This window comes from Streptomyces sp. NPDC001401 (genome assembly GCF_042895385.1).
Taxonomy (GTDB): Bacteria; Actinomycetota; Actinomycetes; order Streptomycetales; family Streptomycetaceae; genus Streptomyces.
On sequence record NZ_JBIAWI010000019.1, the window covers coordinates 92,946 to 117,186 of the forward strand.

Sequence of the window (24,241 nt, forward strand, 5' to 3'; positions counted from 1 at the left end):
GATGTGAAGCACCGACGGCGATCCTACGCACTGGTTGTGAACTGAACCACTCCCGCGTTTGCCCTGGTCGGCCGGGGGCAGGCGCGGCCTCGTTCCCTGACCCCCCACAAGACGAGAGGCACGCGTGTCAGCCAGACTTGAGGCCGCACAGCTCTACAAGGTGTTCGGCAGACGACCGGACGACGCAGTCGAGCGGCTGAGGCAGGGAGCCGACCGGGAGGAGCTGCGCGCCGACGGCACCACAGCCGCCGTGATCGACGCCTCCTTCACCGTGGAACCGGGCCAGATCTTCGTCGTCATGGGCCTGTCCGGCTCCGGCAAGTCCACGCTGCTGCGCATGCTCAACGGCCTGCTGGAGCCGACCGCCGGCCACGTCCGCTTCGACGGCCAGGACCTGACCGCGCTCGGCGACCGCGAACTGCGTGCGGTCCGCGCGAGGAAGATCAGCATGGTCTTCCAGCACTTCGCGCTGTTCCCGCACCGCAGCGTCCTGGAGAACGCCGCCTACGGCCTGGCCGTGCAGGGCGTGCCCCGCGCCGAGCGCGAGCAGCGCGCCGGCGAGGCGCTGGCCCTGTGCGGACTGGCCGGCTGGGAGAAGTCCTGGCCCGACGAGCTCTCCGGCGGCATGCAGCAACGTGTCGGCCTCGCCCGCGCCCTCGCCACCGACGCCGACCTGCTGCTGATGGACGAGTCGTTCAGCGCTCTGGACCCGCTGATCCGCCGCGACATGCAGGACCAGCTGCTCCAGCTGCAGCAGACCCTGAAGAAGACCATCGTCTTCATCACCCACGACCTCAACGAGGCCATGCGCCTGGGCGACCGCATCGCCGTCATGCGCGACGGCCGCATCGTCCAGACCGGCACGGCCGAGGACATCCTGCTGCGGCCCGCGAACGACTACGTCGCCTCCTTCATCCAGGACGTCGACCGCTCCCGCGTGCTGACCGCGTCCGCCGTCATGGACACGGACGTACGGGGTGACGAGGCCGACTGCGGCTGCGAGAGCGGCTGCGAGACCGCGACGCCCGACACGCCGTTCACCGAACTCTGTGCGATCAGCGCCCGGTTGACCCACCCGGTGGCCGTCCTCGACGCGCAACGAGAACTCGTCGGAGTGGTCCCGACCAGGCGCCTGGTCGCCTTCCTCGGCAACGAGGAGGCCGCCCATGCCTAGGATTCCGCTCGGCGACTGGGTCAACAGCACCGTCGACTGGCTGCTGGGCCACATGTCCTGGCTCTTCGACTTCCTCAAGACCGTCTTCTCGGGCACCTACGACGGCATCAGCACCGTCCTCCAGGCCCCCGAACCCCTGCTGCTCGCGGGCATCTTCGCCGTGCTCGCCTTCTGGCTGCGCGGCACCCTCGCCGGTGTCCTCACCTTCGTGGGATTCGCCTTCATCGACTCCCTCGAACTCTGGGACGACGCGATGGTGACCCTGTCGCTCGTCCTCGTCGCCACGATCATCGCGCTGGTGATCTCGGTGCCGGTGGGCATCTGGGCCGCCCGCTCCGACCGCGTCAGCGGGCTGGTCCGGCCGGTCCTGGACTTCATGCAGACGCTGCCCGCGATGATCTACCTCATCCCGGCGATCCTGTTCTTCGGCACCGGCCCCGCCCCGGGCATCGTCGCCACCCTGATCTTCGCGCTCGCCCCCGGCGTGCGCATGACGGAGCTGGGCATCCGCCAGGTCGACAAGGAACTGGTCGAGGCCGCCGAGGCGTTCGGCACCTCGCCCCGCGACACTCTCCTGCGCGTCCAGCTGCCGCTCGCACTGCCGACCGTCATGGCCGGCGTGAACCAGGTCATCATGCTCGGCCTGTCCATGGCGGCGATCGCGGGCATGGTCGGCACCGGCGGCCTCGGCGGCGACGTCATCGAGGCCATCGGCCAGCTCAACGTCGGCCTCGGCACCGAGGCCGGTGTCGCCATCGTGATCCTCGCGATCTACCTCGACCGCATGACCGGCGCCCTGGGCACCCACGTCTCCCCGCTGGGCCGCCGCGCCGCCGCCAAGGCCCGCGCCGCCCAGGGCCTGAAGATCCGGTCGTACCGGCCCCGCCCGCAGGTCGCCGTGATCGGCGTCGTGATCCTCGGCCTCGTCGCGGGCGGCATGGGCATCTTCGGCGGCAACAGCGACTCGACCCCGGTCGCCGACAGCAAGAACGTCGGCCAGGGCAAGAAGATCAGCATCGGCTACATCCCCTGGGACGAGGGCGTCGCCTCCACCTATCTGTGGAAGGAGATCCTCGAACAGCGCGGCTACCAGGTGGATGCCAAGCAGCTCGACGCCGGCCCGCTCTACACCGCCCTCGCCCAGGGCACCGTCGACTTCCAGACCGACGCCTGGCTGCCGACCACCCACGAGCAGTACTGGAAGAAGTACGGCAGCAAGCTCGACGACCTCGGCGCCTGGTACGGCAAGACCTCTCTGGAGCTGAGCGTCCCCTCGTACATGAAGGGCATCGACTCCCTGGACGACCTCAAGGGCAAGGCGAACACCTTCGGCGGGAAGATCACCGGCATCGAGTCCAGCGCCGGCGAGATGGCCCTGCTCAAGAGCAAGGTCCTCAAGGACTACGGCCTCGACCAGGAGTACAAGGTCGTCGACAGCTCCACGCCGGCGATGCTGGCCGAGCTCAAGCGGGCGTACGGCAAGAAGGAACCGGTCGTCGTCACGCTCTGGTCGCCGCACTGGGCGTACAACGACTACAAGCTGAAGAAGCTCAAGGATCCCAAGGGCGCCTGGGGCGAGGGCGACGGCGTGCACACGGTCGCCCGAAAGGGCTTCGCGGGCGACAACCCCGTCGTCGGCAAGTGGCTGAAGAACTTCCGGATGAGCGAGAAGCAGCTCACCAGCCTCGAAGCCGAGATCAACACGGCGGGCAAGGGCAAGCAGCAGGACGCCGTGCGCGCCTGGCTGAAGAAGAACCCCGGTGTCGTCGACAAGCTGGCCCCGGTGCAGCACACCACGGCCGCCGCCGAGGCCGAGCGGCCCGTGAACGTCGCCTGGTTCCCCTGGGACGAGGACATCGCCGTCACCTACCTCTGGAAGAACGTCCTGGAGCGGCGCGGCTACCGGCTCAACCTGAAGCAGATGGACGTCGGCCCGGTCTACACCGGCCTCGCCTCCGGCGACCTCGACCTCAACTTCGACGCCTGGCTGCCGTACGCGCAGAAGAACTACTGGGACAAGAGCAAGGACAGCCTCAAGGACCTCGGCACCTGGTACCGGCCGACCTCGCTGGAGATCGCGGTGCCGTCGTACGTGAAGGACGTCAAGTCCCTCGAGGACCTCAAGGGCAAGGCGTCCACCTTCGGCGGAAGGATCATCGGGATCGAGCCGGGCACCGGCGAGATGAACCTGCTCAAGACGAAGGTCCTGCCCGGCTACGGCCTCGACAAGGAGTACAAGGTCGTCGACGGCTCCACGCCGGCGATGCTGGCCGAGCTCAAGCGCGCCTACGCCAAGAAGGAGCCCGTCGCGGTGGTGCTGTGGTCGCCGCACTGGGCCTACAGCCGGTACGACCTGACCAAGCTGAAGGACGACAAGAAGCTCTTCGGCGCGGGCAACACGATCCGCACCATTTCCAGCGAGAAGTTCCCCGGGCAGTACCCGCAGCTCACCAAGTGGATCAAGAACTTCAGGATGAGCGAGGACGAGCTCGGCAGCTTGGAGGCCGAGATCAACAAGCGCGGCCAGGGCCACGAGGAGGAGGCCGTCGCCGCCTGGCTCAAGGAGCACCCGGACGTGGCCGGCCGGATGACACCTCAGTAGCGGGAGCACGCGCGCGTGGGCGGTCCGTTTCGCGACGGGCCGCCCACGCGCGCGTGAAGGGCGTACGAAAAGGATCCGGCCAACCACATAGCGCTACGCCATCGCCCAAGCCTCACCGCCCTCCCGGCCGGAAGTGCCGACCGCACATGCACCGTGCCGTACACCCTGGCCGGCCGCGCCGAAGGCACCCCGGACACCACCCCGGTGCATGGTGACACCATCGAACTGACCAGCCGTTACCGGCCGGACCGCGACACGGAACGCCAACTGGGCGTCGGCCCGCGGACGTCGGGAGCCGGCGGACGTACGCATGCGATCCCGGCATCGGACGGGCCGCCCGGAGGGCGATCCGCACGCCCGGAGACGGCCGCACCCGCGCCGAACCCCCATGGCCCGCGGCACCGGCCCCGACGGCCCTGCGGCCCCGCTGGTCAGCGGCTTCGTCCCGAAGGAGGAATCCGCGCCCGCAAAGTCCGGAGAGCTCATCCACGGGCCAGAGTTGGCGAATTGACCGCACGCAGTGTTTACGGGGATGTGACGGGCGCATGAAACGGTTTGCCGAACCTGCGTAAGGTGCAGAGAACTCATCAGAAGTACCGCACCCGGACACCGGTGCACGGAATGCGGAACCACGCCATACGGACCACGAGCTGGGGAGGGAGCCGGAGCGATGGGCGACCACAAAGACGACCACAAGGATCAGCCCCTGCGAGTGGGCGCGGCCGTGCGGCGACGCCGCCGGGCGCTGCAGCTCACCCTCGCCGTCGTGGCCGAGCGCAGCGGCCTGTCGGTTCCGTTCCTGAGCCAGGTCGAGAACGACAGGGCGCGGCCCAGCAGAACGTCCCTCGAAAAGGTCGCCGACGCCCTGCGCACAACCGCAGTGGAACTCCTCGCCGCCGCGGACCCGGCGTGCAGCGTCGACGTCGTGCGCGCCGAGCCCGAGCCGGCGGCGGAACCGCGGGTGCGTTCCCTGGTGCGGGGTCACCACCAGATGCACGCCTCGGAGTTCACCGGGGACCATGACGCGGGCCGCGAATTCCAGTACCGCAACGACCAGTTGATGTACGTCGCCGACGGCGCGGTGGAGATCGAGGCGGAGGGCCGCGCCTACCGGCTCGGCCGCGGCGACACCCTGTACCTGACGGGCGGCGTACGCCACCGGTGGCGGGCGACCGTGTCGGACACACGCGTGGTCGTCGTCGCGGTGGCCGAGCACGTCGAGGCGGTCCAGAACCGGTCGAGGTAGTGCCGGTGCGCGTCGTCTCCCTCGTCCCGTCGCTGACGGAGGCGATCGCGGTCTCGGTGCCCGGCGCCCTGGTCGGCGCGACGGACTGGTGCAGCCACCCCGCGGACCTGGACGTCCCCCGCATCGGCGGCACGAAGAATCCCAAGCTCGACCGCATCCTCGCGCTCGCCCCCGACCTGGTGGTGGCCAATGAGGAGGAGAACCGCGGGCCCGACCTGGCGGCGCTGCGCGCGGCGGGCGTCGAGGTCCTGGTGACGGTGGTATGTGACATACCACAGGCGCTCGCGGAGCTGGCCCGCGTGCTGGAGGCCTGCGGGGCGAAGTCCCGCCCCCGCTGGCTCGACGAGGCGGAGACGGTCTGGGCGGCCCTGCCGCCGCCGGAGCACCGTACGACGGCCGTGGTCCCGATCTGGCGGCGGCCCTGGATGGTGCTGGGCCGGGACACCTTCGCGGGCGACGTACTGTCCCGCCTGGGCGTGGACCACCTGTACGCGACCCACGCCGAGCGCTATCCCCGGATTCCCCTGGACGAACTGCGGGCGGCCGCCCCTGACCTCGTCGTACTGCCGGACGAGCCGTACCGCTTCACGGCCGACGACGGTCCGGAGGCCTTCCCAGGGCTGAAGTGCGCCCTCGTCAGCGGGCGCCATGTGACATGGTACGGACCGTCGTTGGCAGAGGCCCCCCGGGTACTGGGCGAGGCGCTGCGAGCAGCGCTCCGCTGACCAGACCGCGCGCCGTGTGGAGGGCGGCGGTGCCCCAGGCGGCGACGAGCAGGACGTACAGCCCGACCGCGAGCCAGTCGTATACGACGAGCCCGGTGTGCCGGGCGAGCGCCTCGGCACCCGTGACACACGTCCCCACCGGGAAGGTGAACGCCCACCACGTCATCGCGAAGCCCATGCCCTGCCGCCGTGCCCGCACCACATGGGCGGTGGCGAACACGAGCCAGAGCAGCGCGAAGCCCATGACGGGCACGCCGTACAGGACGGCGAGGACGCCGAATCCCTCGCTGTACGGCGCCGGTACGACCCCCGGTGCCACGTCCGCGAACTTGCCGACGGCGGTGGTGGACTGCCCGAGCGGCCCGAGCACCAGGAACAGGGTCGGGGTCAGGACGAGCGGCAGCGGCCCACCGGCGATCAGCCGACCGAAGATCACCGGCAGCATCAGCAGGGTCGCGAGGAGACTGAGCCCGAACATCGCGAAACAGGCGAGCAGGAGCGTCTCCCGGGGCTGCCCGGCCGGCAGGTGCGGCACCAGGAGCGGCCCGAGCGCCGCGGACACCATGGGGGCTACGACGGGCAGCAGCCACACGGGCGTGGCCTGCCCCGGCTCGACCTTGTGCCGTACGGCCATGAGGTACGGGACGGCGACGGCGGCCGCGAGCCCCACCACCGTCCCGGCAATGAACAGCACGGTGTCGAGAACGAGCGCCATGTCCAGCCCGATCCAGTCCCGGCCGACGGTGACGGCGCCGCCGCCGACGGCCAGCAGGGCCATGGCGAGACAGCCGTAGAACGGTGCCGTCGCCGGGTCGAGGAGGTGGGCGCGGGCCTGGTCGCGGTGGTGCGTCCAGTGCAGCGCGCGGGCGGCGAGCAGGGCGAGGAGCAGGCCGAGGGAGAGCGCCCACACGGCCGCGCAGACGGTGCGCAGGCCGGGGATGCCGAGCGGGAGTGCCGACCCGGCGGTGGCGACGACGGCTGTGCCCATGACGGCGGCGTACCAATTGGGTCCGAGGTGACGGACGGCCGTGGCGCGCGGGGGGCGTGCGGTGGCACGCGGAAGGGGCTGGGCTGCGGTGACCATGTCCCCACCGTCTCGCTGCCGGTCCCTTGCGACCAGGGAGCATCTCTCTATGAGGGCATAAGCTTGGGTTATGAGCAACAGGGAGGAGCAGCCGGCTCCCGCCGTCTCGCTGGGGCACCGCGTGCCGGATCTCGGGGCGCTGGAGCTGCTGCTGGCGGTGGCACGGCTGGGCAGTCTGGGCGGGGCGGCGCGGGAGGTGGGGATCACGCAGCCGGCGGCGAGCAGCCGGATCAGGTCCATGGAACGGCAGTTGGGTGTGGCCCTCGTCGACCGTTCACCGCGCGGCTCCCGCCTCACGGACGCCGGTGCGCTGGTCACGGACTGGGCGCGGCGGATCGTGGAGGCGGCGGAGGCCTTCGACGCGGGGGCGCAGGCGCTGCGGGACCGGCGTGACTCCCGGCTGCGGGTGGCGGCGAGCATGACGATCGCCGAATACCTGCTCCCCGGCTGGCTGTTGGCGCTGCGCGCCCAGCGCCCCGACACGGCGGTGTCCCTGCTTGCGGGCAACTCGGCGGCGGTCGCTGAGCGGCTGCTGTCCGGCGAGGCGGACCTGGGCTTCGTCGAGGGCGTCAGTGTTCCGCCCGGCCTGGACTCGGCGGTCATCGCCCACGACCGGCTGATCGTGGTGACGGCACCGGGGCACGCGTGGGCCCGCCGCCGGCGTCCGCTGGAGGCCTCGGAGCTGGCGGCCACGCCCCTGATCCTCCGCGAGAAGGGTTCAGGAACCCGGCAGGTCCTGGACGCGGCGCTGGGCGGTCTGGCGCGGCCCCTGATCGAGTTGTCGTCGACGACCGCGGTGAAGGCGGCGGTGGTGAGCGGGGCGGGGCCCGCGGTGCTGAGCGAACTGGCGGTGGGGGAGGAGTTGGCGATGCGGCGGCTGGTGCGGGTGCCGGTCGACGGCGTCGCGCTGGCCAGGGATCTGCGGGCGGTGTGGCCGACGGGGCATCGGCCGGTGGGGCCGGCGAGGGAGCTGCTGTCGCTGACGCGGGGCTAGGAACCTGGATTCGGCTCAGCCCGATTCAGCCCGTCCGGCGCTTGAGGACGAGGCCGTTCAGGCCGATCGGGGGTCCAGGGGGCGGAGCCCCCTGGCGGGGCGGATCACCTGGGCGTCGCCGCCTTCACCAGCGCCCGCATCACCCGCAGATCGTCCCCCATCTCCGGATGCCACTGCACGCCCAGCACCCAGCCGTCGACGGAAGGCAGTTCCACCGCCTCCACCGTCCCGTCCGCGGCGTGCGCCGACGGGATCAGGCCGGTGCCCAGGCGGTCGACGGCCTGGTGGTGATACGTCGGTACGAGCGTCTCCTCCGGGACGGCGGCGGCGTACCGCGTGCCGGGTACCGGCTTGACCGGGTGGTGGCCGAAGACGCCGACGACGTCCGCGTGGCCGTCGATGTGCTGGACGAGGGTGCCGCCCAGGGCGACGTTCAGGAGCTGCATGCCCCGGCAGATGCCCAGCAGGGGGACTCGGGCGGCCAGGGCCGCATCGATCAACGCCAGTTCCCAGGCGTCCCGGGCGCGGGCCGGCGGGCCGGTCCGCGGGTGGGGCTCGGCGCCGTAGTGGACCGGCTCGATGTCCGGTCCGCCCGCGATCACCAGGCCGTCGAGGCGCGCGACGGCCGCCGTGGCATGCTCCGGCGTGTCCGGCGGCAGCATCACGGCCAGCCCGCCCGCCCGCTGCAGGAGCCGCGGATAGCCGGCCGGCAGCAACGCGGCCTCCAGCTCCCACACGCCCCAGCGCGCCCCGGCCTCCAGATAGGTACTGATGCCGATCAGCGGCCCGTCCGCCATGCGTCCTCCCGGTCCGGCAAAGGATTGGATTCATACCTTTGTTGAGAGGTGCCCTCGAAGGCAAGGCCTCCGAGGCCGCGGCCCCTCATGCCAGGAACCCCCTGAGCAGCGCCGCCGTCCCCGCGCAGTGCTCCCGCATCATCTCCCGTGCCCCGTCCGCGTCCCCGTCGAGGACCGCTTCCACCAGTGCGACGTGCTGCCGCTGCGAGTGCTCCAGGTTGCGGACGAGCAGCGGGATGCAGTCGAGCAGGTCGTTCACGGTCGCCCGGACCGCCGCGTACTGCGCGGTCAGCGTCGGCGATCCGCACAGTTCGGCGAGGGTGAGGTGGAGCAGGGTGTCCAGGCGGCGGTAGTCGGCGAGCGGAGCGTCGCCCGTGCGGGCCAGCGCCTCGCGCAGCCGGTCCGCCTGCTCCTCGCCCAGGCCGTGTGTCGCGCACAGCCCCGCCGCCCCGACCTCCAGGACCTCCCGGAAACGCAGGACGTCCTCGATGTCGACCTCGGTGATCCGGCGGCGCAGCTCGTCCTCGCCGCCCGCGTCCGCGCGGGGCAGGACGAACGTTCCGCCGTAGCGCCCGCGCCGGGACTCCACCAGACCCTGGTCCTGCAGCACCTTGAGCACCTCCCGAAGCGTCACCCGGCTGATCCCGAGCCGCTCCGCCAGCTCCCGCTCGGCCGGCAGCCGGTCGCCCCCCGGCACCAGGCCCAGCCGTACGACCTGCAGGATCTGCTCCAGTGCCTCCTCGAAGCCGTTGCCCGCCCGCACCGGCCGCAGTACCGGCGTCAACCGGTCCTCCAGGCTGCCGTCCGGATCCAGTGACATCCCGCCGCACCCCCTTCCCAAGCAATGGTTCTCCGCAATACCTTATGGCTTCCGGCCCGGCCGAAAAAAGCGCAGAAGCCGAAGGAGCTTTCCCGTGGCAGACCGCACACCCCCGCTCAGCGTCGAGGAACTGCACGCCCTCGTCGCGAGCGGTGAGATCGACACTGTCGTCCTCGCCTTCCCCGACATGCAAGGGCGGCTCCAGGGCAAGCGGTTCGCCGCACGTTTCTTCCTCGACGAGGTCCTCCACCACGGCACCGAGGGCTGCAACTACCTCCTTGCCGTCGACACCGAGATGAACACCGTCGACGGATACGCCATGTCCTCCTGGGAGCGCGGCTACGGCGACTTCGCCATGCACCCCGACCTGCGCACCCTGCGCCGCGTGCCCTGGAACGCCGGTACGGCCATGCTGATCGCCGACCTCGCCTGGAACGACGGATCGCCCGTGGTCGCCGCCCCGCGGCAGATCCTGCGCCGCCAGCTGGAGCGCCTCGCCGAGCACGGCTTCACCGCCCAGGTGGGCACCGAGCTGGAGTTCATCGTCTTCAAGGACACCTACGAGCAGGCCTGGGACGCCAATTACCGAGGGCTGACACCGGCGAACCAGTACAACATCGACTACTCGGTCCTCGGGACCGGGCGCATCGAGCCCCTGCTCCGCCGTATCCGCAACGAAATGGCGGGCGCCGGCCTCACCGTCGAGTCCGCCAAGGGCGAGTGCAACCCCGGCCAGCACGAGATCGCCTTCCGCTACGACGACGCCCTCGTCACCTGCGACCAGCACGCGATCTACAAGACCGGCACCAAGGAGATCGCCGCCCAGGAGGGCGTGTCGATCACCTTCATGGCCAAGTACAACGAGCGCGAGGGCAACTCCTGCCACATCCACCTCTCCCTCGCGGACGCGGCCGGCAACAACGCCATGGCGGGCTCCTCCGACGACCCCGGCGGCATGTCGGACGTCATGCGGTACTTCCTCGCCGGACAGCTCGCCGCCCTGCGGGACTTCTCGCTCCTGTACGCCCCCAACATCAACTCCTACAAGCGGTTCCAGCCGGGCTCCTTCGCTCCGACCGCCGTCGCCTGGGGCTACGACAACCGCACCTGCGCGCTGCGAGTCGTCGGGCACGGGCGCTCCCTGCGCTTCGAGAACCGGCTGCCCGGCGGTGACGTCAACCCGCACCTCGCTGTCGCCGGGCTGGTCGCGGCCGGACTGTACGGCATCGAGCAGAAACTGGAGCTGCCCGAGCCCTGTGCGGGGAACGCGTACACCGCCGAGTACGAGCATGTCCCGACCACCCTGCGCGAGGCCGCCGAGCTCTGGGAGAACAGCCCGATCGCCAAGGCCGCCTTCGGCGACGAGGTCGTCGCGCACTACCGCAACATGGCGCGCGTCGAGCTCGAGGCCTTCGACGCCGCGGTCACCGACTGGGAGCTGCGCCGCTCCTTCGAACGCATGTGAGGCCCCTGTTGTCTGCCGAGCACGAACTCGTAGTACTGAACCCCGCCACCGAGGAGGTCGTCGCCACCGTCCCCGCCGCCGACGCGGCCGATGTGGACCGAGCCGTCGCCCGCGCGTCGGCTGCCCAGCGGACCTGGGCGGCCGCCGCCCCCGCCGACCGGGCCCGCCTGCTGCGCCGCTTCGCCGACGTGGTCGACGCCCACGTCGAGGAACTGGCCCAGCTGGAGGTCCGCGAGGCCGGCCACGTCCTGGGCAACGCCCGCTGGGAGGCCGGCAACGCCCGCGACCTGCTGCTGTACTCCGCGGGCGGCGCCGAACGCCTCCTCGGCAAGCAGATCCCGGTGCCGGGCGGCTGGGACGTCACCTTCCAGGAACCGCTCGGCGTGGTCGGCGTGATCGCCCCCTGGAACTTCCCGATGCCCATCGCCGCCTGGGGCTCCTTCCCGGCCCTCGCCGCGGGCAACGCGGTCGTCCTCAAGCCCGCCGAGACCACTCCGCTGACGGCCCTGCGGCTGGCCGAACTCGCCCTGGAGGCGGGCCTGCCGGAGCACCTCTTCCAGGTCCTCCCGGGGTATGGCCACATCGCCGGACGCGCCCTCGTCGACCATCCCGACGTGGCGAAGATCGTGTTCACGGGCTCCACCCGCACCGGCCGCGAGGTCATGGAGCGCTGCGCCCGCCTGGTCAAGCCCGTCACCCTCGAACTCGGCGGCAAGAGCCCCAATATCGTCTTCGCCGACGCCGACCTCAAGACCGCCGTCGACCCCTTCTCCTTCCTGGACAACTCCGGCCAGGACTGCTGCGCCCGCACCCGGATCCTGGTCCAGGAGCAGGTGTACGACGAGGTCCGTGAGCTGCTCGCCGACACGCTGGCCGGCGTGGTGGTGGGCGACCCGGCCGACGAGAAGACCCAGATGGGCCCGCTGATCAGCCGTCAACAGCTGGACCGGGTACGGTCGTTCGTGCCGGACGAGGCCCCGGCCCTGCGCGGCAGCGCACCCGACGGGCCCGGCTTCTGGTTCCCGCCGACCGTCCTCACCGGCGAGCGGCACGACTCCGCCGCGGCCCGCGAGGAGATCTTCGGCCCCGTCGCCGTCCTCCTCCCCTTCACCGACGAGGCCGACGCGATCCGCCTCGCCAACGACACCCCGTACGGACTGGCCGGCTCCCTGTGGACCCGCGACCTGGGCCGTGCCCTGCGCGTCTCGCGGGCCGTCCGGGCCGGCAACCTGTCCGTCAACTCCCACTCCAGCGTCCGCTACTGGACCCCCTTCGGCGGCTACAAGCAGTCCGGCCTGGGCCGCGAGCTGGGCCCGGACGCCCTGACCGCCTTCACCGAAACCAAGAACGTCTTCATCAGCACGGAGGCCTGAGCCGCTCATGACCGAAGAAACCATCTGCCGTCGACTCGTCGGCCGCACGGCCGTCATCACCGGAGCCGGCAGCGGCATCGGCCTCGCCACCGCGCGCCGGCTCGCCTCCGAGGGCGCGCACGTCGTCTGCGGCGACGTCGACGAGGCCCGCGGCAAGGCGGCCGCCGACGAGGTCGGCGGAACCTTCGTGAAGGTCGACGTCACCGACGCCGAGCAGGTCGAGGCCCTCTTCAAGACGGCCTACGACACCTACGGCAGCGTCGACATCGCCTTCAACAACGCGGGCATCTCCCCGCCCGACGACGACTCCATCCTGGAGACCGGCCTGGAGGCCTGGAAGCGCGTCCAGGAGGTCAACCTCACCTCCGTCTACCTGTGCTGCAAGGCCGCCATCCCCTACATGCGGCAGCAGGGCAAGGGCTCCATCATCAACACGGCGTCGTTCGTGGCGAGGATGGGCGCGGCCACGAGTCAGATCTCGTACACCGCCTCCAAGGGCGGCGTGCTCGCCATGTCCCGCGAGCTGGGCGTGCAGTTCGCCCGCGAGGGCATCCGTGTGAATGCCCTCTGCCCGGGCCCGGTCAACACCCCGCTCCTGCAGGAGCTGTTCGCGAAGGACCCGGAGCGGGCCGCCCGCCGTCTGGTCCACATCCCGGTCGGCCGGTTCGCCGAGGCCGAGGAGATCGCCGCCGCCGTGGCCTTCCTGGCCAGCGACGACTCCTCCTTCGTCAACGCCACCGACTTCCTGGTGGACGGCGGAATCGCGGGCGCGTACGTCACGCCCCTGTAGGGACGAAACGGTACGGTCCACGCGTATGCGACCCCTTCTCGCGTGGACCCTGGCCGCGGCCGCCGCCCTGGCGGCCGCGCCCACCGCCCACCCCGTCACCTCGCACTCGAACTGCCCGCGCCTGTCCGGCACTTGGTACGGCGACAACCGCGCCCGCCTCCAGCGGGTGATCGACGAGCGCGGCACCTGCTCAGGAGCCGCCGGCCACCCGGTCGCCGTCTTCGACTGGGACAACACGGTCACCAAGAACGACGTCACCGACGCCACCCTCTCCTGGTCCCTCAGGCATGACGGACTCCTGCGCCCCGCCCGCTGGAAGAACACCAGCCCCTGGCTCACGGACGCCGCCGACCGCGCCCTGACCGAGGCCTGCGGCACCGGCACCCCCGAACCCCTGCGCACCTCGACGAACCCCCGCTGCACGGACGAGATCCTCGACATCCGCGAGAACGCCACCACCACGAGCGGCGCCCCCGCCTTCGCAGGCACCTGGAACCACCGCCGCACCGTCCCGCAGTACGCCTGGGTACCCCAGCTCTTCGCCGGCCGCACCCCGGCCGAGCTCTCCTCCTACGCCCGCAGGGCCCGCACCGAAGCCCTGGCAGCCCCCATCGGCGCCACCCGCACCCTCGGCACCCGCACCGTCCCCGCCTACGTCCGCTACTACGACCAGCAGCGCGACCTCATCCGCACCCTCCAACGGGCCGGATTCGACGTCTACATCGTCTCCGCGGGCTCCGAACCGATCACCGAGGTCTGGTCCCGGGCCGTCGGCATCGACCCCGCCCACACCATCGCCATCCGCTCGCTCCTGGACCGCCGCGGCCGCATCACACCCCGGAACCAGGGCTGCGGCAACGTACCCGCGACCCGCGGCACGGCGATCCCTTACATCGACGGCAAACGCTGCTGGATCAACCAGGAGATCTACGGTATCCGGGGCGCCGCCGCCTGGCAGCGGCAGCCGTGGCCGCGGCGCCCGGCCCTCGCGGCCGGGGACGCCGACACCGACGTCACCTTCGTCGGCGACGCGACCGGCGCGCACCTCGTCCTCAACCGCAACAAGACCGAGCTGATGTGCCGGGCCTACGACGACGCGGACGGCCGCTGGCTGATCAACCCGATGTTCATCGCGCCCCTGCCGCGCAGGCCCGACCCGTACCCGTGCTCGACCAGGGCCCACAACGCGTCCGACGGCTCCAAGGACCCCCTCCTGCGGGACGACGGTTTCGTGGTCCCGGACCAGCCGGACACCGTGTACTGACCGACCGCGTACCGGCTACAGGAAGGTGTGGCCTTCCCCGCGGTACGTCGGGACGGCCGCCGTCACCGCATCCCCCTCGATCAGATGCAGCACGTCGAAGCGCTCGCACAGCTCACCGGCCTTGGCGTGCCGGAACCACACCTTGTCGCCGATCAGCAGATCGTCGGCGGGGGAGCCGAGCAGCGGCGTCTGCACCTCGCCCGGCCCCTCCTGGGGGTCGTAGCGCAGCCCCTGAGGCAGGTGGGGGACGGGCAGCCGGTCGCTTCCGGGCGCACCGGAGGCGGGGTATCCGCCGCCGAGGACCGTGACGACCCCGACCCCCGGCCGCCGTACGACGGGCTGGGCGAACAGCGCGGCCGGACGGCCGCTGAAGGATGTGTAGTTGTCGAACAGCCGCGGTACGTACAGCCCGGACCCGGCGCCGATCTCGGTGACGGCGTCCTCGGCGGCGGTGTGCTGCACACTGCCGGTGCCACCGCCGTTGACGAACTCCAGATCCGGTACGACGGCCCGCACCGCGCGCACCACTTCGCCGCGCCGCTCGGCGAGCTCCCGGCGGGCGGTGGCCTGCATGAGCCGTACGGCACGCGACCGCAGCGGCCGCCCGGCGACGGAGTCACCGACGCCCGCGATGTGCCCCTCGTACGCCATGATCCCCACGACCTTGAACCCCGGCCGCCGTGCCACCACCCGGGCCATGTCGGCGACCTGGGCGGGGGAGTGCAGCGGCGACCGACGCGCCCCGACCCGCACGCGCCCCCCGAACAGCTTCAGCGAGGTGTCCAACTCCAGGCAGACCCGGATGACTTCACGCCCGCCGTCGCGGGCCTCGTCGATGAACCTGAGCTGCGCGGGGTCGTCGATCATGACCGTCACGGCGGCGGCGAGTTTGGGGTCGGCGGCCAGTTCGGCGAACGCGGCGCGGTCCGCGGACGGATAGGCGAGCAGGATGTCGTCGAATCCGCCGCGCGCCAGCCACAGGGACTCGGCGAGGGTGAAGGACATGATGCCCGCGAACCCGTCCTTCGCGAGGACCCGCTCCAGCAGGGCCCGGCAGCGGACGGACTTGCTGGCGACCCGGATCGGCTTGCCTCCCGCCCGGCGAACGAGATCGTCCGCGTTGGCGTCGAAGGCGTCCAGGTCCACGATGGCGAGGGGGGCGTCGAGATGGGCGGTGGCCCGGTCGTAGCGGACTCGGTCGGCGGCGCGCGCAGTCATGAACGAAGCCTGCCAGACAGGATTACCGCAGGGTAGGGGGACGTTCCGGGCAGATGCCCCGTGCTCGTGGACTGGTTCCCGTATCGACAGGGGCAGCCCGTAGAGTGACGCGCACGTACGGCGGAACGGCGGCCGTTGCACATGCATCCGGATGCCGATCCGCCCGTACGGGTATGCGTGCCCGGGACGGACTGGCCCGGCGTCGACCGGTTGAGCGCAAGGACGACGGCCCGCGTACAGGTAGACGGCCCGGGCGCGGAGGAAACGGGGGGTGCATGAGCACGGAAGCGCAGCACGCCTCCATTCCGCCGCGCCCACCCCAGCCCCCGACGGTCGGCCCGCTGCCCTCGGAGAGCCGGGCCGGCACCGGACCGGCAGCTCAGCCGGACGCCGCGACGCCCTCCGGCCGTACGCCGGACACGCAGGCGTCCGGCGGCGTCTGGTCCCCATGGCGAGGCTCCGAACCCTTCGAGGCTTTCGGCCACCGCACGCCCGCCATGGGTTCGAACGCCGAAGCCGGGCCTGAATCACCTGCCGAGAACGAACCTGCTCCGGCGGCACAGTCCCGTCCCGGGACCGGCTCCGGCGCGCTGCCGCCGTCCCGGGGTGGCGGTGCGCGGGGTGAGGGCTGGTCGTCCTGGGACGGCGGGGACGCCGAGGGAGGCTGGTCGTCCGGGCGTCAGCCGCAGCCCGGTGCGGTCTCGTCATCCGGGCGCGGACCCGGATCCGACGCGGACTCGGCGCGTCGCCCCGGCAGCGACTCCTCCGCGGGCTCTGCGGCGGCCAACTCTTCGCAGCCGCAGCCGCATTCCCCGAGCCCGAGCGTGCCTTTCGCCCGGGACGCCGGTCCGCAGACCCCGCCCCCGCCGCAGGCCACGGCCCGCTTCCCGGACACCCCTCCGGCGGCCGGCCGCGAGGAGGAGCGGGGCAGCGGCGGTACGACCCCACCGGGCACCGCCGTACCACCGCGCCCGAGCCACCGCCCCGCACCATCCCTCGGCCGCACGAACGCCCCCGCGGAAACCGCTCAGGAAACCACCACGCGCCTGCGCCCGATCCCCCCGGCCGAGACACCTGCCCGCCCGACCACCGTGCCGGGCACGGGCCGGACATCCGCACCGGCCGATCCCAGGGTCCGCCCCGTCCCGCAGCCCCCGAACGCCCCCGCCGGTTCGGCCGGGCGGCCGGTGCCGTCGGCTCCGGCATCCGCGGATCCGCCGCGGCGCCCCGAGTCGGCTGCTGGGCCCATGCCTCCTGCGCGTGCGGCTTCCGGCTCCGGCCCGGCCGTCCCGCCCACTCCGGACGCCTCCGCGGGTAAGGCCACGCCGGCCTCGGCTCCCGCCGAACCGCCGCGGCGCCCGGACGCGACCGCCGGGCCCATGCCGCCCGCCCGCCCGGTCACTCCCCCCATGCCCTCCACCCGCCCGAGCTCCCCCCAGGTGTCGCAGTCGCCGCCCATGCCGCCCACGCCGGGCAGCCGGGTGGAAACCGCGGGTGCGGGGCCCGACCCGGCGCTCTCCTGGAGTGCTCCGACGGTGCCCGGAGGGACCCAGGGGACCCGGCGGCCCGTCGTGTCGTTCGGGGAGCCCGAGGGGTACGACGAGCGGGTCCGGCCGCGGCCGCTCGGGGACCGGGTGCGGTCGCGTACCGCCGCCGTCGCCGCCTGTGTCGTGCTCGGGCTCGGGCTCATCGGCGGGGCCATGACCGGGAGTTGGCTGGTCGGGGGTTCCGGGGACGAAGGCGGGCAGGACACGTTCGCCGAGGCCGGAAGTCTGTGGCACAGCGTGCCCGTGGACCAGTTGTTCCCGCGGACCGTGCAGGGGACGGGTGCCGGCCCCGGTGGCGCCGACCGGACCTGGACCCGCATCGCCGTCGCACCGGACAGCGGATGCAAGGACGCCTTCGATCCGCTGCTGAAGAAGGCCCTCGCGCCGGTCGGCTGCCAGCGGCTGCTCCGCGCCACCTACACCGACGCCACCCAGAGCTTCGTCACCACCGTCGGCCTCCTCTTCACCGAGGCGGACACCGCATCCATGGAGTCCCTCGCCAAGCGATTCCAGAGCCAGGGCCTCGGCACCCGCACCGACCTGATGCCCCGCCCCTACGCCGCGAAGAACACCGCCGCCGCTCACTTCGGCACCAAGCAGCGCGCCTCCTGGACCGTCTCCGTCCTCACCGACGCCCCCGTCGTCGTCTACGCCGTCTCCGGCTGGGCCGACGGCCGCACCGTCGACACCCCGCTCTCCGCCGAGCAGGCCATACAGTCCGGCGCCACCTCGGCCCCCGCCCAGGCAGGCCTCGGCAACGAGGCCCAGGGCCTCGCCGACCGCATCGAACGGGCCCTGCGCAAAGACGTCACCTCGCCCACGGAGAACCCCTCGTGAAGAACGGGAGCGGAGCAGACCGCCGTATCGGAGCAGAACGTCGTTTCGGAGCGAGGCACCGGGTCGGAGCGCTGAGCGTCCTCCTTGCCGCCTCCCTCGCCCTCGTCCCGCCCACCGTCGCCCACGCCGACGGCATCCGCGCCCAGCAGTGGGCCCTCGACGCCATGCACACCCAGCAGGCCTGGCAGACCACCAAGGGCAAGGGCATCACCGTCGCCGTCCTCGACACCGGCGTGGAGGCCGACCACCCCGACCTCGCCGGCAACGTCCTGCCCGCCAAGGACATGATCGGATTCGGGGCCAGGCAGGGGCAGCGGGCCTGGGCCCGGCACGGCACCGCCATGGCCGGCATCATCGCCGGGCACGGACACGGCGCGGGCGATTCCGACGGCGTCATGGGCATCGCCCCCGAGGCGAAGATCCTCCCGGTCCGCGTGATCCTCGAGGACGGCGACTCGGCCCGCGGCAAGGCCCGCTCCACCCGCGGCAACGCCCTCGCCGAAGGCATCCGCTGGGCCGCCGACCACGGCGCCGACATCATCAACCTCTCCCTCGGCGACGACTCCGCCTCCGCCCACCCCGAACCCGCCGAGGACGAGGCCATCCAGTACGCCTTGAAGAAGAACGTCGCCGTCGTCGCCTCCGCAGGCAACGGCGGCGACAAGGGCGACCACGTCTCCTACCCGGCCGCCTACCCGGGCGTCATCGCCGCGACCGCCGTCGACCGCTTCGGCACCCGCGCCTCGTTCTCCACCCGCCGCTGGTACGCCACCGTCAGCGCTCCCGGCGACAAGATCGTCATCGCCGACCCCGACCACAAGTACTACGAGGGCTGGGGCACCAGCGCGGCCTCGGCGTTCGTCTCGGGCGCGGTGGCGCTCATCAAGGCCGCCCACCCCGGGCTGACTCCCGCCCAGATCAAGCAGCTCCTCGAGAACACCGCCCGCAACGCCCCCACCGGCGGCCGCGACGACTCCCGCGGCTTCGGCATGATCGACCCGGCCGCCGCCATCAAGGCCGCCGGCCGCCTCAAACCCAAGGGCCTGCAGGCGGCGTCGTATCGCGACAAGTACTTCGGTTCCGGCCCGGACGCCGCCAAGTCCGAAGGCGGCACCAGCAGTTGGGCGGCCCCGCTCGCGGGCAGCCTCGGCGGCGTACTGCTCGTCGCGGCCGTCGTCCTGTGGCGCGGCCGCCGCCCACGCTTCGACGGCTTCTGAGCCGTCGGCCTGCTATTCCGAGACCGAGGCGGAGGGCGAAGCAGAAGCAGCAGCGGACGACGCCGAGGTGTCCCCGGCCAGCGCCGAGACCGCCGCCTTCGCCGCCGACTCGACCAGCGAAATCCCCTTCGCCTGCGTCGAGTTGCCCTTGGACAGTGCGGCCACCAGGTAGTCGCGGCCGTCGACCGTCACCCGCCCGATGCTGTTGATGTCCCACAGGCCGGTGGTGCTGCGCGCCAGCCAGCCGTTCTTCAGCGCCCATTTGGAGCCGTCGGCCGCGGCCGACACGCCCCAGTGCTGGTCGGCCTCTATCCGCCCCATCAGCCCCTGCAGATACGTCTGCGAGGCCTCGCTCAGCGCCGAGTCGTCCCCGAACACCTGCTGCAGCAGCGCGAGTTGATCGGCGGCCGTGGTCTGGGTCAGCCCCCACAGCATGTCGTCGCCGCCCTCGGTGTCCGTGAGTCCCAGCCGCTTGTTGGCGGCGTCGAGCCCGTCCGCCTTGCCGATGGTCCGCCACAGCGCGGACGCGGCGGTGTTGTCGCTGTTCTCGATCATCGTGGTGGCGTACGACTTCTCGCTCGCCGTGAGGTGCCGGCCCGCGTCCTGCGCCTGCAGCAGCAGCGTCGCCAGGATGTCGACCTTGACGATGCTCGCGGTGTCGAAGGCACCGTCTCCGTACGAAGCGCTCTCGCCCGAATCCAGGTCCAGCACCGCCACCGACACCTGCGTGCCGTTCTCGACGGACACCGACTTCACGGCCTCGGCCAGCAGCGCGCCGTAGTCCACCGTCGGCTGTGCAACAGGTTCCACCGCATCCTCCCCGTCCGCCGTGGCCGAGGTGGAGGCCGACGCCGTCGCCGACGACGATACGGGGCTCGCACCGGAGTGCGCCCGAGCCTTCACATACACCGTCCCGGCGGCCGTGACGCCGACGACGGCCACGCTCGCGAGGGCGATCTGGAGCAGGGTGCGCGTCCTGGACGGACGCGCGCGGCGGCTGCGGCGGGCTCTGAAGGACTCCATGCCCGCGATGCTCGGGGCGCCGACTGTGCGCGCCGTTAGACGAAGGTTAGATGTGTGTCAGGGAAATCTGAGAAAGCCGTGAACCTTGTGAACAAGCGGTTTCCGGGGCCGCACAAGCCCAGCAGCATCCCCCCGATATCCGCCCGATAGGGTCGGTGACCGTGGCGAACAAGAACATTCCCGACTCCGGCTTCTCCGACGACGACGGCACAGCCGACCCCCGGCTGAGCGCCGCGCTCACCGCCTGGGCCGAGGACCGCACCGCCGTGGGCCCCGTCCTGGAGGCGCTCAAGGGCGCCCGGCTGCTCGTCCCGGTGGTGGCCGTCCTCGGCGAGGTCGAGGAGGACGAGAACGGGCTGCGCCGCGAGAAGACCAGCGACATGGCCGTCCCGACCCTCAAGGCCGGATCCCGCACCGCCCTGCCGGCCTTCACCTCCACCGACTCGCTGGCCCGCTGGGACCCGGCGGCCCGCCCCGTCGCCGTACCCCTGCACCAGGCCCTGCAGGCAGCGGCGCACGAGAAGGCGGACACGATCGTGCTGGACCTGGCCGGACCCGTGCCGTACGAGCTGACGGGCTCCGCGCTGCTCGCCCTCGCCGAGGGCCGCACGACGGCCGACCCCCTCGCCGACCCCGCCGTGCAGCAGGCGGTACGGACCGCGGTGGCCGCCGAGCCCGCCGTCCTGCGCGCCCACCTCGGGCCCGGTCAGGCCGACGGCACCCTCGCCCTCGTACTGGACGAGTCCGCCCCACCCGCCGAGGCTGCCCGAGCGGTTGCCGAGCGCCTGGCCGCCGACGAAACACTGAGGGCCCGCCTGGTGCGCGGCCTCGACCTGGCACTGCTGCCGGCCGGGGCGACGCCACCGGGCGAGCCCTTGTACGTACGCTGATCGACTAGCCGTAGACGGGCCCCGTGTACTTCTCGCCCGGCCCCTGGCCCGGCTCGTCCGGGACGACGGACGCCTCGCGGAACGCCAGCTGCAGCGACTTCAGGCCGTCGCGCAGCGGTGCCGCGTGGAAGGAGCTGATCTCGGTCGCGCTGCCGTCCAGCAGGCCGGCCAGAGCGTGGATCAGCTTGCGGGCCTCGTCCAGGTCCTTGTACTTGTCGCCCTCCTCGGTCAGACCGAGCTTCACCGCGGCGGCGCTCATCAGGTTGACGGCGACCGTCACGATCACCTCGACGGCGGGGACCTCGGCGATGTCGCGGGTCATGGCGTCGAAGTCGGCCGGGGACTCGGGGGACTCAGGAGGGGTGTCACTCATGCCCCACACGATAGGGCCCGGTGCACGCCGGTTAGCACCACCCCCGGGTAGCTGCTAACCTTGTGTGACGACCGGCTGGATGCTCGCGTGTCCGGCCCACAAGTGGAGGCTCCGATCTCCCACCTGACCGTCCTCCGGGACGGCGGGTCACCCCGGTCAGGCGGCCACCATCGTTCCGTACGGACGATGGAGTCGCCCGAAAGCGCGCCCCGCGTCATCGCGGCGGTGCTCCGGTAGTGCTTTGGAGCCCCGCCTGTGATCGTCCGGGGCATTTTTCATGCTTCGGCGCGGTTAGGTCTAACGAAAGAGACATACGCGGCTGTCCGCCAGACCGCCGTGTGGTGCTAACCGAGGAGGATCCATCAGCGCCGAGCCCCGCATCAACGACCGGATTCGCGTTCCCGAGGTGCGACTTGTCGGTCCCAGTGGCGAGCAGGTGGGCATTGTCCCGCTGGCCAAGGCACTGGAGCTTGCGCAGGAGTACGACCTGGACCTGGTCGAGGTCGCGGCGAACGCCCGTCCGCCCGTGTGCAAGCTCATGGACTACGGGAAGTTCAAGTACGAGTCGGCCATGAAGGCCCGTGAGGCGCGCAAGAACCAGGCGCACACGGTCATCAAGGAGATGAAGCTCCGGCCGAAGATCGACCCGCACGACTATGACACCAAGAAGGGTCACGTCGTCCGGTTCCTCAAGCAGGGCGACAAGGTCAAGATCACGATCATGTTCCGTGGTCGCGAGCAGTCCCGGCCCGAGCTGGGCTACCGACTGCTGCAGCGTCTCGCGGAGGACGTCCAGGACCTCGGCTTCGTGGAGTCGAACCCGAAGCAGGACGGCCGAAACATGATCATGGTTCTCGGTCCGCACAAGAAGAAGACCGAGGCGATGGCCGAGGCCCGCCAGGCGCAGGAAGCCCGCAAGGCAGAAGCGAAGGCCAACCCCGGCAAGTCGCAGAACGCCGCGGAGGTCGACCACGAGGTCGTGGACGACGCCGAGGCACCTGCCGAGGCTTCCGCCGAGGCGTGATCCCGGGGGACGCAAGTCCCCAGGACGTAACCGATACAACAGCGACGTTCCACCGTGCCCGGTTTCACGACCGGGCACCGGAACGCCACCGACGAGGAGAGAACGGCGCTATGCCGAAGAACAAGTCGCACAGCGGTGCCAGCAAGCGCTTCAAGGTCACCGGCTCCGGCAAGGTGCTCCGTGAGCGCGCCGGCAAGCGCCACCTGCTCGAGCACAAGTCGTCCCGCGTGACGCGCCGCCTGACCGGCAACGCCGAGATGGCCCCGGGCGACGCCGCGAAGATCAAGAAGCTTCTCGGCAAGTGACGTGAGCGGCGCCCCACCGAGCGCCGTACGTCTGGACCGGGACCCAATCGTTTCCGGGCCGTGTGAGTCCAACCACGGCCCCGCTACAAGGAGTTAACAAGTGGCACGCGTCAAGCGGGCAGTCAACGCCCACAAGAAGCGCCGGGCGATCCTCGAGCAGGCCTCCGGCTACCGCGGTCAGCGTTCGCGCCTGTACCGCAAGGCCAAGGAGCAGGTCACCCACTCGCTGGTCTACAACTACAACGACCGCAAGAAGCGCAAGGGTGACTTCCGCCAGCTGTGGATCCAGCGCATCAACGCCGCTGCCCGCGCCAACGGCATCACGTACAACCGCTTCATCCAGGGCCTGAAGGCCGCCAACGTCGAGGTCGACCGCAAGATCCTCGCCGAGCTGGCCGTCAACGACGCCACCGCGTTCGCCGCGCTGGTCGAGGTTGCGCAGAAGGCCCTTCCGGCGGACGTCAACGCCCCCAAGGCAGCCTGACGCCTGGCTCAGAGCCGACGTGACATGAGGGACCCGCAGGCTTTCGGGCTTGCGGGTCCTGTTGTGTAGTTTCCGAAAGTGAGCCCCAACCCCATGCCTGCTGCCAGCCCCGAGCTGATCTCCCCCCGTTCTCCCCGAGTGTCGGCCGCGCGCCGGCTCGCCAGGCGGAACTTCCGGGGCAAGGAGCGGCTGTTCCTCGCCGAGGGGCCGCAGGCCGTGCGGGAGGCGGCGGCCTACGGGGACACGCTCGTCGAGCTGTTCGCCACCGTCGAGGCCGCGGAGCGGTACGCCGACATCGTGGGGGAGGCCCGGGACGCCGGGGTCCGTATTCATCTCGCGGCCGATGACGTGATCGCCGACATCTCGACGACCGTCACCCCGCAGGGGCTCGTCGGGATCTGCCGGTTCCTGGACACGCCCTTCGAGGAAATCCTCGCAGCCCGGCCCAAGCTCGTCGCCGTACTCGCGAATGTGCGCGACCCCGGGAACGCCGGGACCGTGCTCCGGTGCGCCGATGCCGCCGGCGCCGAGGCCGTCGTACTGACCGATGCGTCCGTCGATCTCTACAACCCCAAGGCCGTACGGGCCTCCGTGGGCTCGCTGTTCCACCTGCCGGTCGCCGTCGGCGTTGCCGTCGAGGACGCGGTCGAGGGGCTCAAGGGCGTCGGTGTACGGATTCTCGCCGCCGACGGGGCCGGGACCGACGACCTGGACGACGAGCTCGACAACGGCACCATGGGCGGGCCGACCGCCTGGGTGTTCGGGAACGAGGCGTGGGGGCTCCCGGAGGAGACCCGCGCACTCGCGGACGCCGTGGTGCGCGTTCCGATCCACGGGAAGGCCGAGAGCCTGAACCTCGCCACCGCGGCCGCCGTATGTCTGTATGCGTCGGCCCGTGCACAGCGCGCCTCCGGAGGGTGCCGTTCCGTCACCGAGAGCTAGTAGGGTGACCAGCTCGGGGGCCACCTGCGCCGTCTGAGAGGTGGGGT

At 71.5% G+C, this 24,241-nt stretch carries 21 protein-coding genes and 1 pseudogene; 16 read left to right on the forward strand and 6 right to left on the reverse strand.

Features of this window, described 5'->3' with window-relative positions:
- Positions 1 to 124: 124 nt before the first annotated feature.
- From ACFY10_RS43070 to ACFY10_RS43085, 4 genes are all read left to right on the forward strand, one after another.
- Positions 125 to 1,174: a glycine betaine/L-proline ABC transporter ATP-binding protein gene (locus ACFY10_RS43070; RefSeq protein ID WP_390670801.1), complete on the forward strand. Its 1,050-nt coding sequence runs from the start codon at positions 125 to 127 to the stop codon at positions 1,172 to 1,174.
- Complete coding sequence (locus tag ACFY10_RS43075) at positions 1,167 to 3,776, forward strand: ABC transporter permease/substrate binding protein (RefSeq protein ID WP_390670802.1); 2,610 nt, start codon at positions 1,167 to 1,169, stop codon at positions 3,774 to 3,776. The genes ACFY10_RS43070 and ACFY10_RS43075 overlap by 8 nt, the downstream gene beginning before the upstream one ends.
- Positions 3,777 to 4,446: 670 nt before the next feature.
- The gene (locus tag ACFY10_RS43080; RefSeq protein ID WP_030945878.1) at positions 4,447 to 5,022 is read left to right on the forward strand and encodes a helix-turn-helix domain-containing protein; all 576 of its coding nucleotides are present in this window, start codon (positions 4,447 to 4,449) and stop codon (positions 5,020 to 5,022) included.
- 5 nt (positions 5,023 to 5,027) lie between these two features.
- Positions 5,028 to 5,747, forward strand: a complete 720-nt coding sequence (locus tag ACFY10_RS43085; RefSeq protein WP_390670803.1) for a helical backbone metal receptor — start codon at positions 5,028 to 5,030, stop codon at positions 5,745 to 5,747.
- On the opposite strand, the gene ACFY10_RS43090 is transcribed toward ACFY10_RS43085, so the two are convergent.
- Positions 5,659 to 6,831 carry a TDT family transporter gene (locus tag ACFY10_RS43090; protein WP_390670804.1) on the reverse strand — a complete coding sequence of 391 codons (1,173 nt, stop codon included), beginning with the start codon at positions 6,829 to 6,831 and terminating at the stop codon, positions 5,659 to 5,661. The genes ACFY10_RS43085 and ACFY10_RS43090 overlap by 89 nt on opposite strands.
- A 70-nt stretch (positions 6,832 to 6,901) precedes the next feature.
- Here ACFY10_RS43090 and ACFY10_RS43095 point away from each other — a divergent pair, with 70 nt between their 5' ends.
- Positions 6,902 to 7,825 carry a LysR family transcriptional regulator gene (locus tag ACFY10_RS43095; RefSeq protein WP_390670805.1) on the forward strand — a complete coding sequence of 308 codons (924 nt, stop codon included), beginning with the start codon at positions 6,902 to 6,904 and terminating at the stop codon, positions 7,823 to 7,825.
- Between the two features lie 104 nt (positions 7,826 to 7,929).
- Here ACFY10_RS43095 and ACFY10_RS43100 read toward each other — a convergent pair whose 3' ends face one another.
- Positions 7,930 to 8,622 (reverse strand): gamma-glutamyl-gamma-aminobutyrate hydrolase family protein, encoded by a 693-nt coding sequence (locus ACFY10_RS43100; protein ID WP_390670806.1) that lies wholly within the window; start codon positions 8,620 to 8,622, stop codon positions 7,930 to 7,932.
- An 85-nt stretch (positions 8,623 to 8,707) separates the two neighbouring features.
- The gene (locus ACFY10_RS43105; RefSeq protein WP_390670807.1) at positions 8,708 to 9,442 is read right to left on the reverse strand and encodes a FadR/GntR family transcriptional regulator; all 735 of its coding nucleotides are present in this window, start codon (positions 9,440 to 9,442) and stop codon (positions 8,708 to 8,710) included.
- A gap of 94 nt (positions 9,443 to 9,536) precedes the next feature.
- Between ACFY10_RS43105 and ACFY10_RS43110 the strand changes: the two genes are divergently transcribed.
- Genes ACFY10_RS43110 through ACFY10_RS43125 form a run of 4 tightly spaced genes read left to right on the forward strand, consistent with a single transcriptional unit; the run spans position 9,537 to position 14,334 of the window.
- The gene (locus tag ACFY10_RS43110; protein ID WP_389075395.1) at positions 9,537 to 10,907 is read left to right on the forward strand and encodes a glutamine synthetase family protein; all 1,371 of its coding nucleotides are present in this window, start codon (positions 9,537 to 9,539) and stop codon (positions 10,905 to 10,907) included.
- A gap of 8 nt (positions 10,908 to 10,915) precedes the next feature.
- A complete protein-coding gene (locus ACFY10_RS43115; RefSeq protein ID WP_390670808.1) occupies positions 10,916 to 12,280 on the forward strand; it encodes an aldehyde dehydrogenase family protein in 1,365 nt (454 codons plus the stop codon).
- A 7-nt stretch (positions 12,281 to 12,287) separates the two neighbouring features.
- Positions 12,288 to 13,070: a 3-oxoacyl-ACP reductase gene (locus ACFY10_RS43120; RefSeq protein WP_390670809.1), complete on the forward strand. Its 783-nt coding sequence runs from the start codon at positions 12,288 to 12,290 to the stop codon at positions 13,068 to 13,070.
- 25 nt (positions 13,071 to 13,095) lie between these two features.
- Positions 13,096 to 14,334, forward strand: a complete 1,239-nt coding sequence (locus ACFY10_RS43125) for a haloacid dehalogenase-like hydrolase (protein WP_390670810.1) — start codon at positions 13,096 to 13,098, stop codon at positions 14,332 to 14,334.
- A gap of 15 nt (positions 14,335 to 14,349) precedes the next feature.
- Here the strand turns inward: ACFY10_RS43125 and ACFY10_RS43130 are convergent, their stop codons facing one another.
- Positions 14,350 to 15,552 carry an amino acid deaminase/aldolase gene (locus ACFY10_RS43130; protein ID WP_390670811.1) on the reverse strand — a complete coding sequence of 401 codons (1,203 nt, stop codon included), beginning with the start codon at positions 15,550 to 15,552 and terminating at the stop codon, positions 14,350 to 14,352.
- A 275-nt stretch (positions 15,553 to 15,827) separates the two neighbouring features.
- On the opposite strand from ACFY10_RS43130, the gene ACFY10_RS43135 reads away from it, so the two are divergent.
- Entirely contained in the window at positions 15,828 to 17,936 is a 2,109-nt protein-coding gene (locus ACFY10_RS43135; RefSeq protein WP_390670812.1) for a hypothetical protein, read from the forward strand.
- Between the two features lie 26 nt (positions 17,937 to 17,962).
- Entirely contained in the window at positions 17,963 to 19,153 is a 1,191-nt protein-coding gene (gene mycP, locus ACFY10_RS43140; protein ID WP_390670935.1) for a type VII secretion-associated serine protease mycosin, read from the forward strand.
- A gap of 12 nt (positions 19,154 to 19,165) precedes the next feature.
- On the opposite strand, the gene ACFY10_RS43145 is transcribed toward mycP, so the two are convergent.
- Positions 19,166 to 20,176, reverse strand: a complete 1,011-nt coding sequence (locus ACFY10_RS43145) for a serine hydrolase (protein ID WP_390670813.1) — start codon at positions 20,174 to 20,176, stop codon at positions 19,166 to 19,168.
- A 161-nt stretch (positions 20,177 to 20,337) separates the two neighbouring features.
- Here ACFY10_RS43145 and ACFY10_RS43150 point away from each other — a divergent pair, with 161 nt between their 5' ends.
- Positions 20,338 to 21,066 carry an SseB family protein gene (locus ACFY10_RS43150; protein ID WP_390670814.1) on the forward strand — a complete coding sequence of 243 codons (729 nt, stop codon included), beginning with the start codon at positions 20,338 to 20,340 and terminating at the stop codon, positions 21,064 to 21,066.
- Between the two features lie 4 nt (positions 21,067 to 21,070).
- On the opposite strand, the gene ACFY10_RS43155 is transcribed toward ACFY10_RS43150, so the two are convergent.
- A complete protein-coding gene (locus ACFY10_RS43155; protein WP_390670815.1) occupies positions 21,071 to 21,439 on the reverse strand; it encodes a DUF1844 domain-containing protein in 369 nt (122 codons plus the stop codon).
- 336 nt (positions 21,440 to 21,775) lie between these two features.
- Between ACFY10_RS43155 and infC the strand changes: the two are divergent.
- The 4 genes and pseudogenes from infC (at position 21,776) to ACFY10_RS43175 (ending at position 24,194) form a co-directional block, all read left to right on the forward strand.
- Positions 21,776 to 22,463, forward strand: a pseudogene (gene infC, locus ACFY10_RS43160) (translation initiation factor IF-3).
- A 110-nt stretch (positions 22,464 to 22,573) separates the two neighbouring features.
- The gene (gene rpmI, locus ACFY10_RS43165) at positions 22,574 to 22,768 is read left to right on the forward strand and encodes a 50S ribosomal protein L35 (protein ID WP_004933563.1); all 195 of its coding nucleotides are present in this window, start codon (positions 22,574 to 22,576) and stop codon (positions 22,766 to 22,768) included.
- Between the two features lie 100 nt (positions 22,769 to 22,868).
- A complete protein-coding gene (rplT, locus tag ACFY10_RS43170; RefSeq protein ID WP_004933571.1) occupies positions 22,869 to 23,252 on the forward strand; it encodes a 50S ribosomal protein L20 in 384 nt (127 codons plus the stop codon).
- A gap of 93 nt (positions 23,253 to 23,345) precedes the next feature.
- Positions 23,346 to 24,194, forward strand: coding sequence for a TrmH family RNA methyltransferase (locus ACFY10_RS43175; RefSeq protein WP_390670816.1), 849 nt, complete (start codon positions 23,346 to 23,348; stop codon positions 24,192 to 24,194).
- Positions 24,195 to 24,241: the final 47 nt, after the last annotated feature.

Excerpts from the sequence above, each read along its gene's own strand:
- ACFY10_RS43075 (WP_390670802.1), top strand. The coding sequence starts at position 1,167 with ATGCCTAGGATTCCGCTCGGCGACTGGGTCAACAGCACCGTCGACTGG.
- ACFY10_RS43080 (WP_030945878.1), top strand. The coding sequence starts at position 4,447 with ATGGGCGACCACAAAGACGACCACAAGGATCAGCCCCTGCGAGTGGGC.
- ACFY10_RS43090 (WP_390670804.1), bottom strand. The coding sequence starts at position 6,831 with ATGGTCACCGCAGCCCAGCCCCTTCCGCGTGCCACCGCACGCCCCCCG.
- ACFY10_RS43095 (WP_390670805.1), top strand. The coding sequence starts at position 6,902 with ATGAGCAACAGGGAGGAGCAGCCGGCTCCCGCCGTCTCGCTGGGGCAC.
- ACFY10_RS43100 (WP_390670806.1), bottom strand. The coding sequence starts at position 8,622 with ATGGCGGACGGGCCGCTGATCGGCATCAGTACCTATCTGGAGGCCGGG.
- ACFY10_RS43105 (WP_390670807.1), bottom strand. The coding sequence starts at position 9,442 with ATGTCACTGGATCCGGACGGCAGCCTGGAGGACCGGTTGACGCCGGTA.
- ACFY10_RS43120 (WP_390670809.1), top strand. The coding sequence starts at position 12,288 with ATGACCGAAGAAACCATCTGCCGTCGACTCGTCGGCCGCACGGCCGTC.
- ACFY10_RS43125 (WP_390670810.1), top strand. The coding sequence starts at position 13,096 with ATGCGACCCCTTCTCGCGTGGACCCTGGCCGCGGCCGCCGCCCTGGCG.
- ACFY10_RS43130 (WP_390670811.1), bottom strand. The coding sequence starts at position 15,552 with ATGACTGCGCGCGCCGCCGACCGAGTCCGCTACGACCGGGCCACCGCC.
- ACFY10_RS43135 (WP_390670812.1), top strand. The coding sequence starts at position 15,828 with ATGAGCACGGAAGCGCAGCACGCCTCCATTCCGCCGCGCCCACCCCAG.
- ACFY10_RS43145 (WP_390670813.1), bottom strand. The coding sequence starts at position 20,176 with ATGGAGTCCTTCAGAGCCCGCCGCAGCCGCCGCGCGCGTCCGTCCAGG.
- ACFY10_RS43155 (WP_390670815.1), bottom strand. The coding sequence starts at position 21,439 with ATGAGTGACACCCCTCCTGAGTCCCCCGAGTCCCCGGCCGACTTCGAC.
- rpmI (WP_004933563.1), top strand. The coding sequence starts at position 22,574 with ATGCCGAAGAACAAGTCGCACAGCGGTGCCAGCAAGCGCTTCAAGGTC.
- ACFY10_RS43175 (WP_390670816.1), top strand. The coding sequence starts at position 23,346 with ATGCCTGCTGCCAGCCCCGAGCTGATCTCCCCCCGTTCTCCCCGAGTG.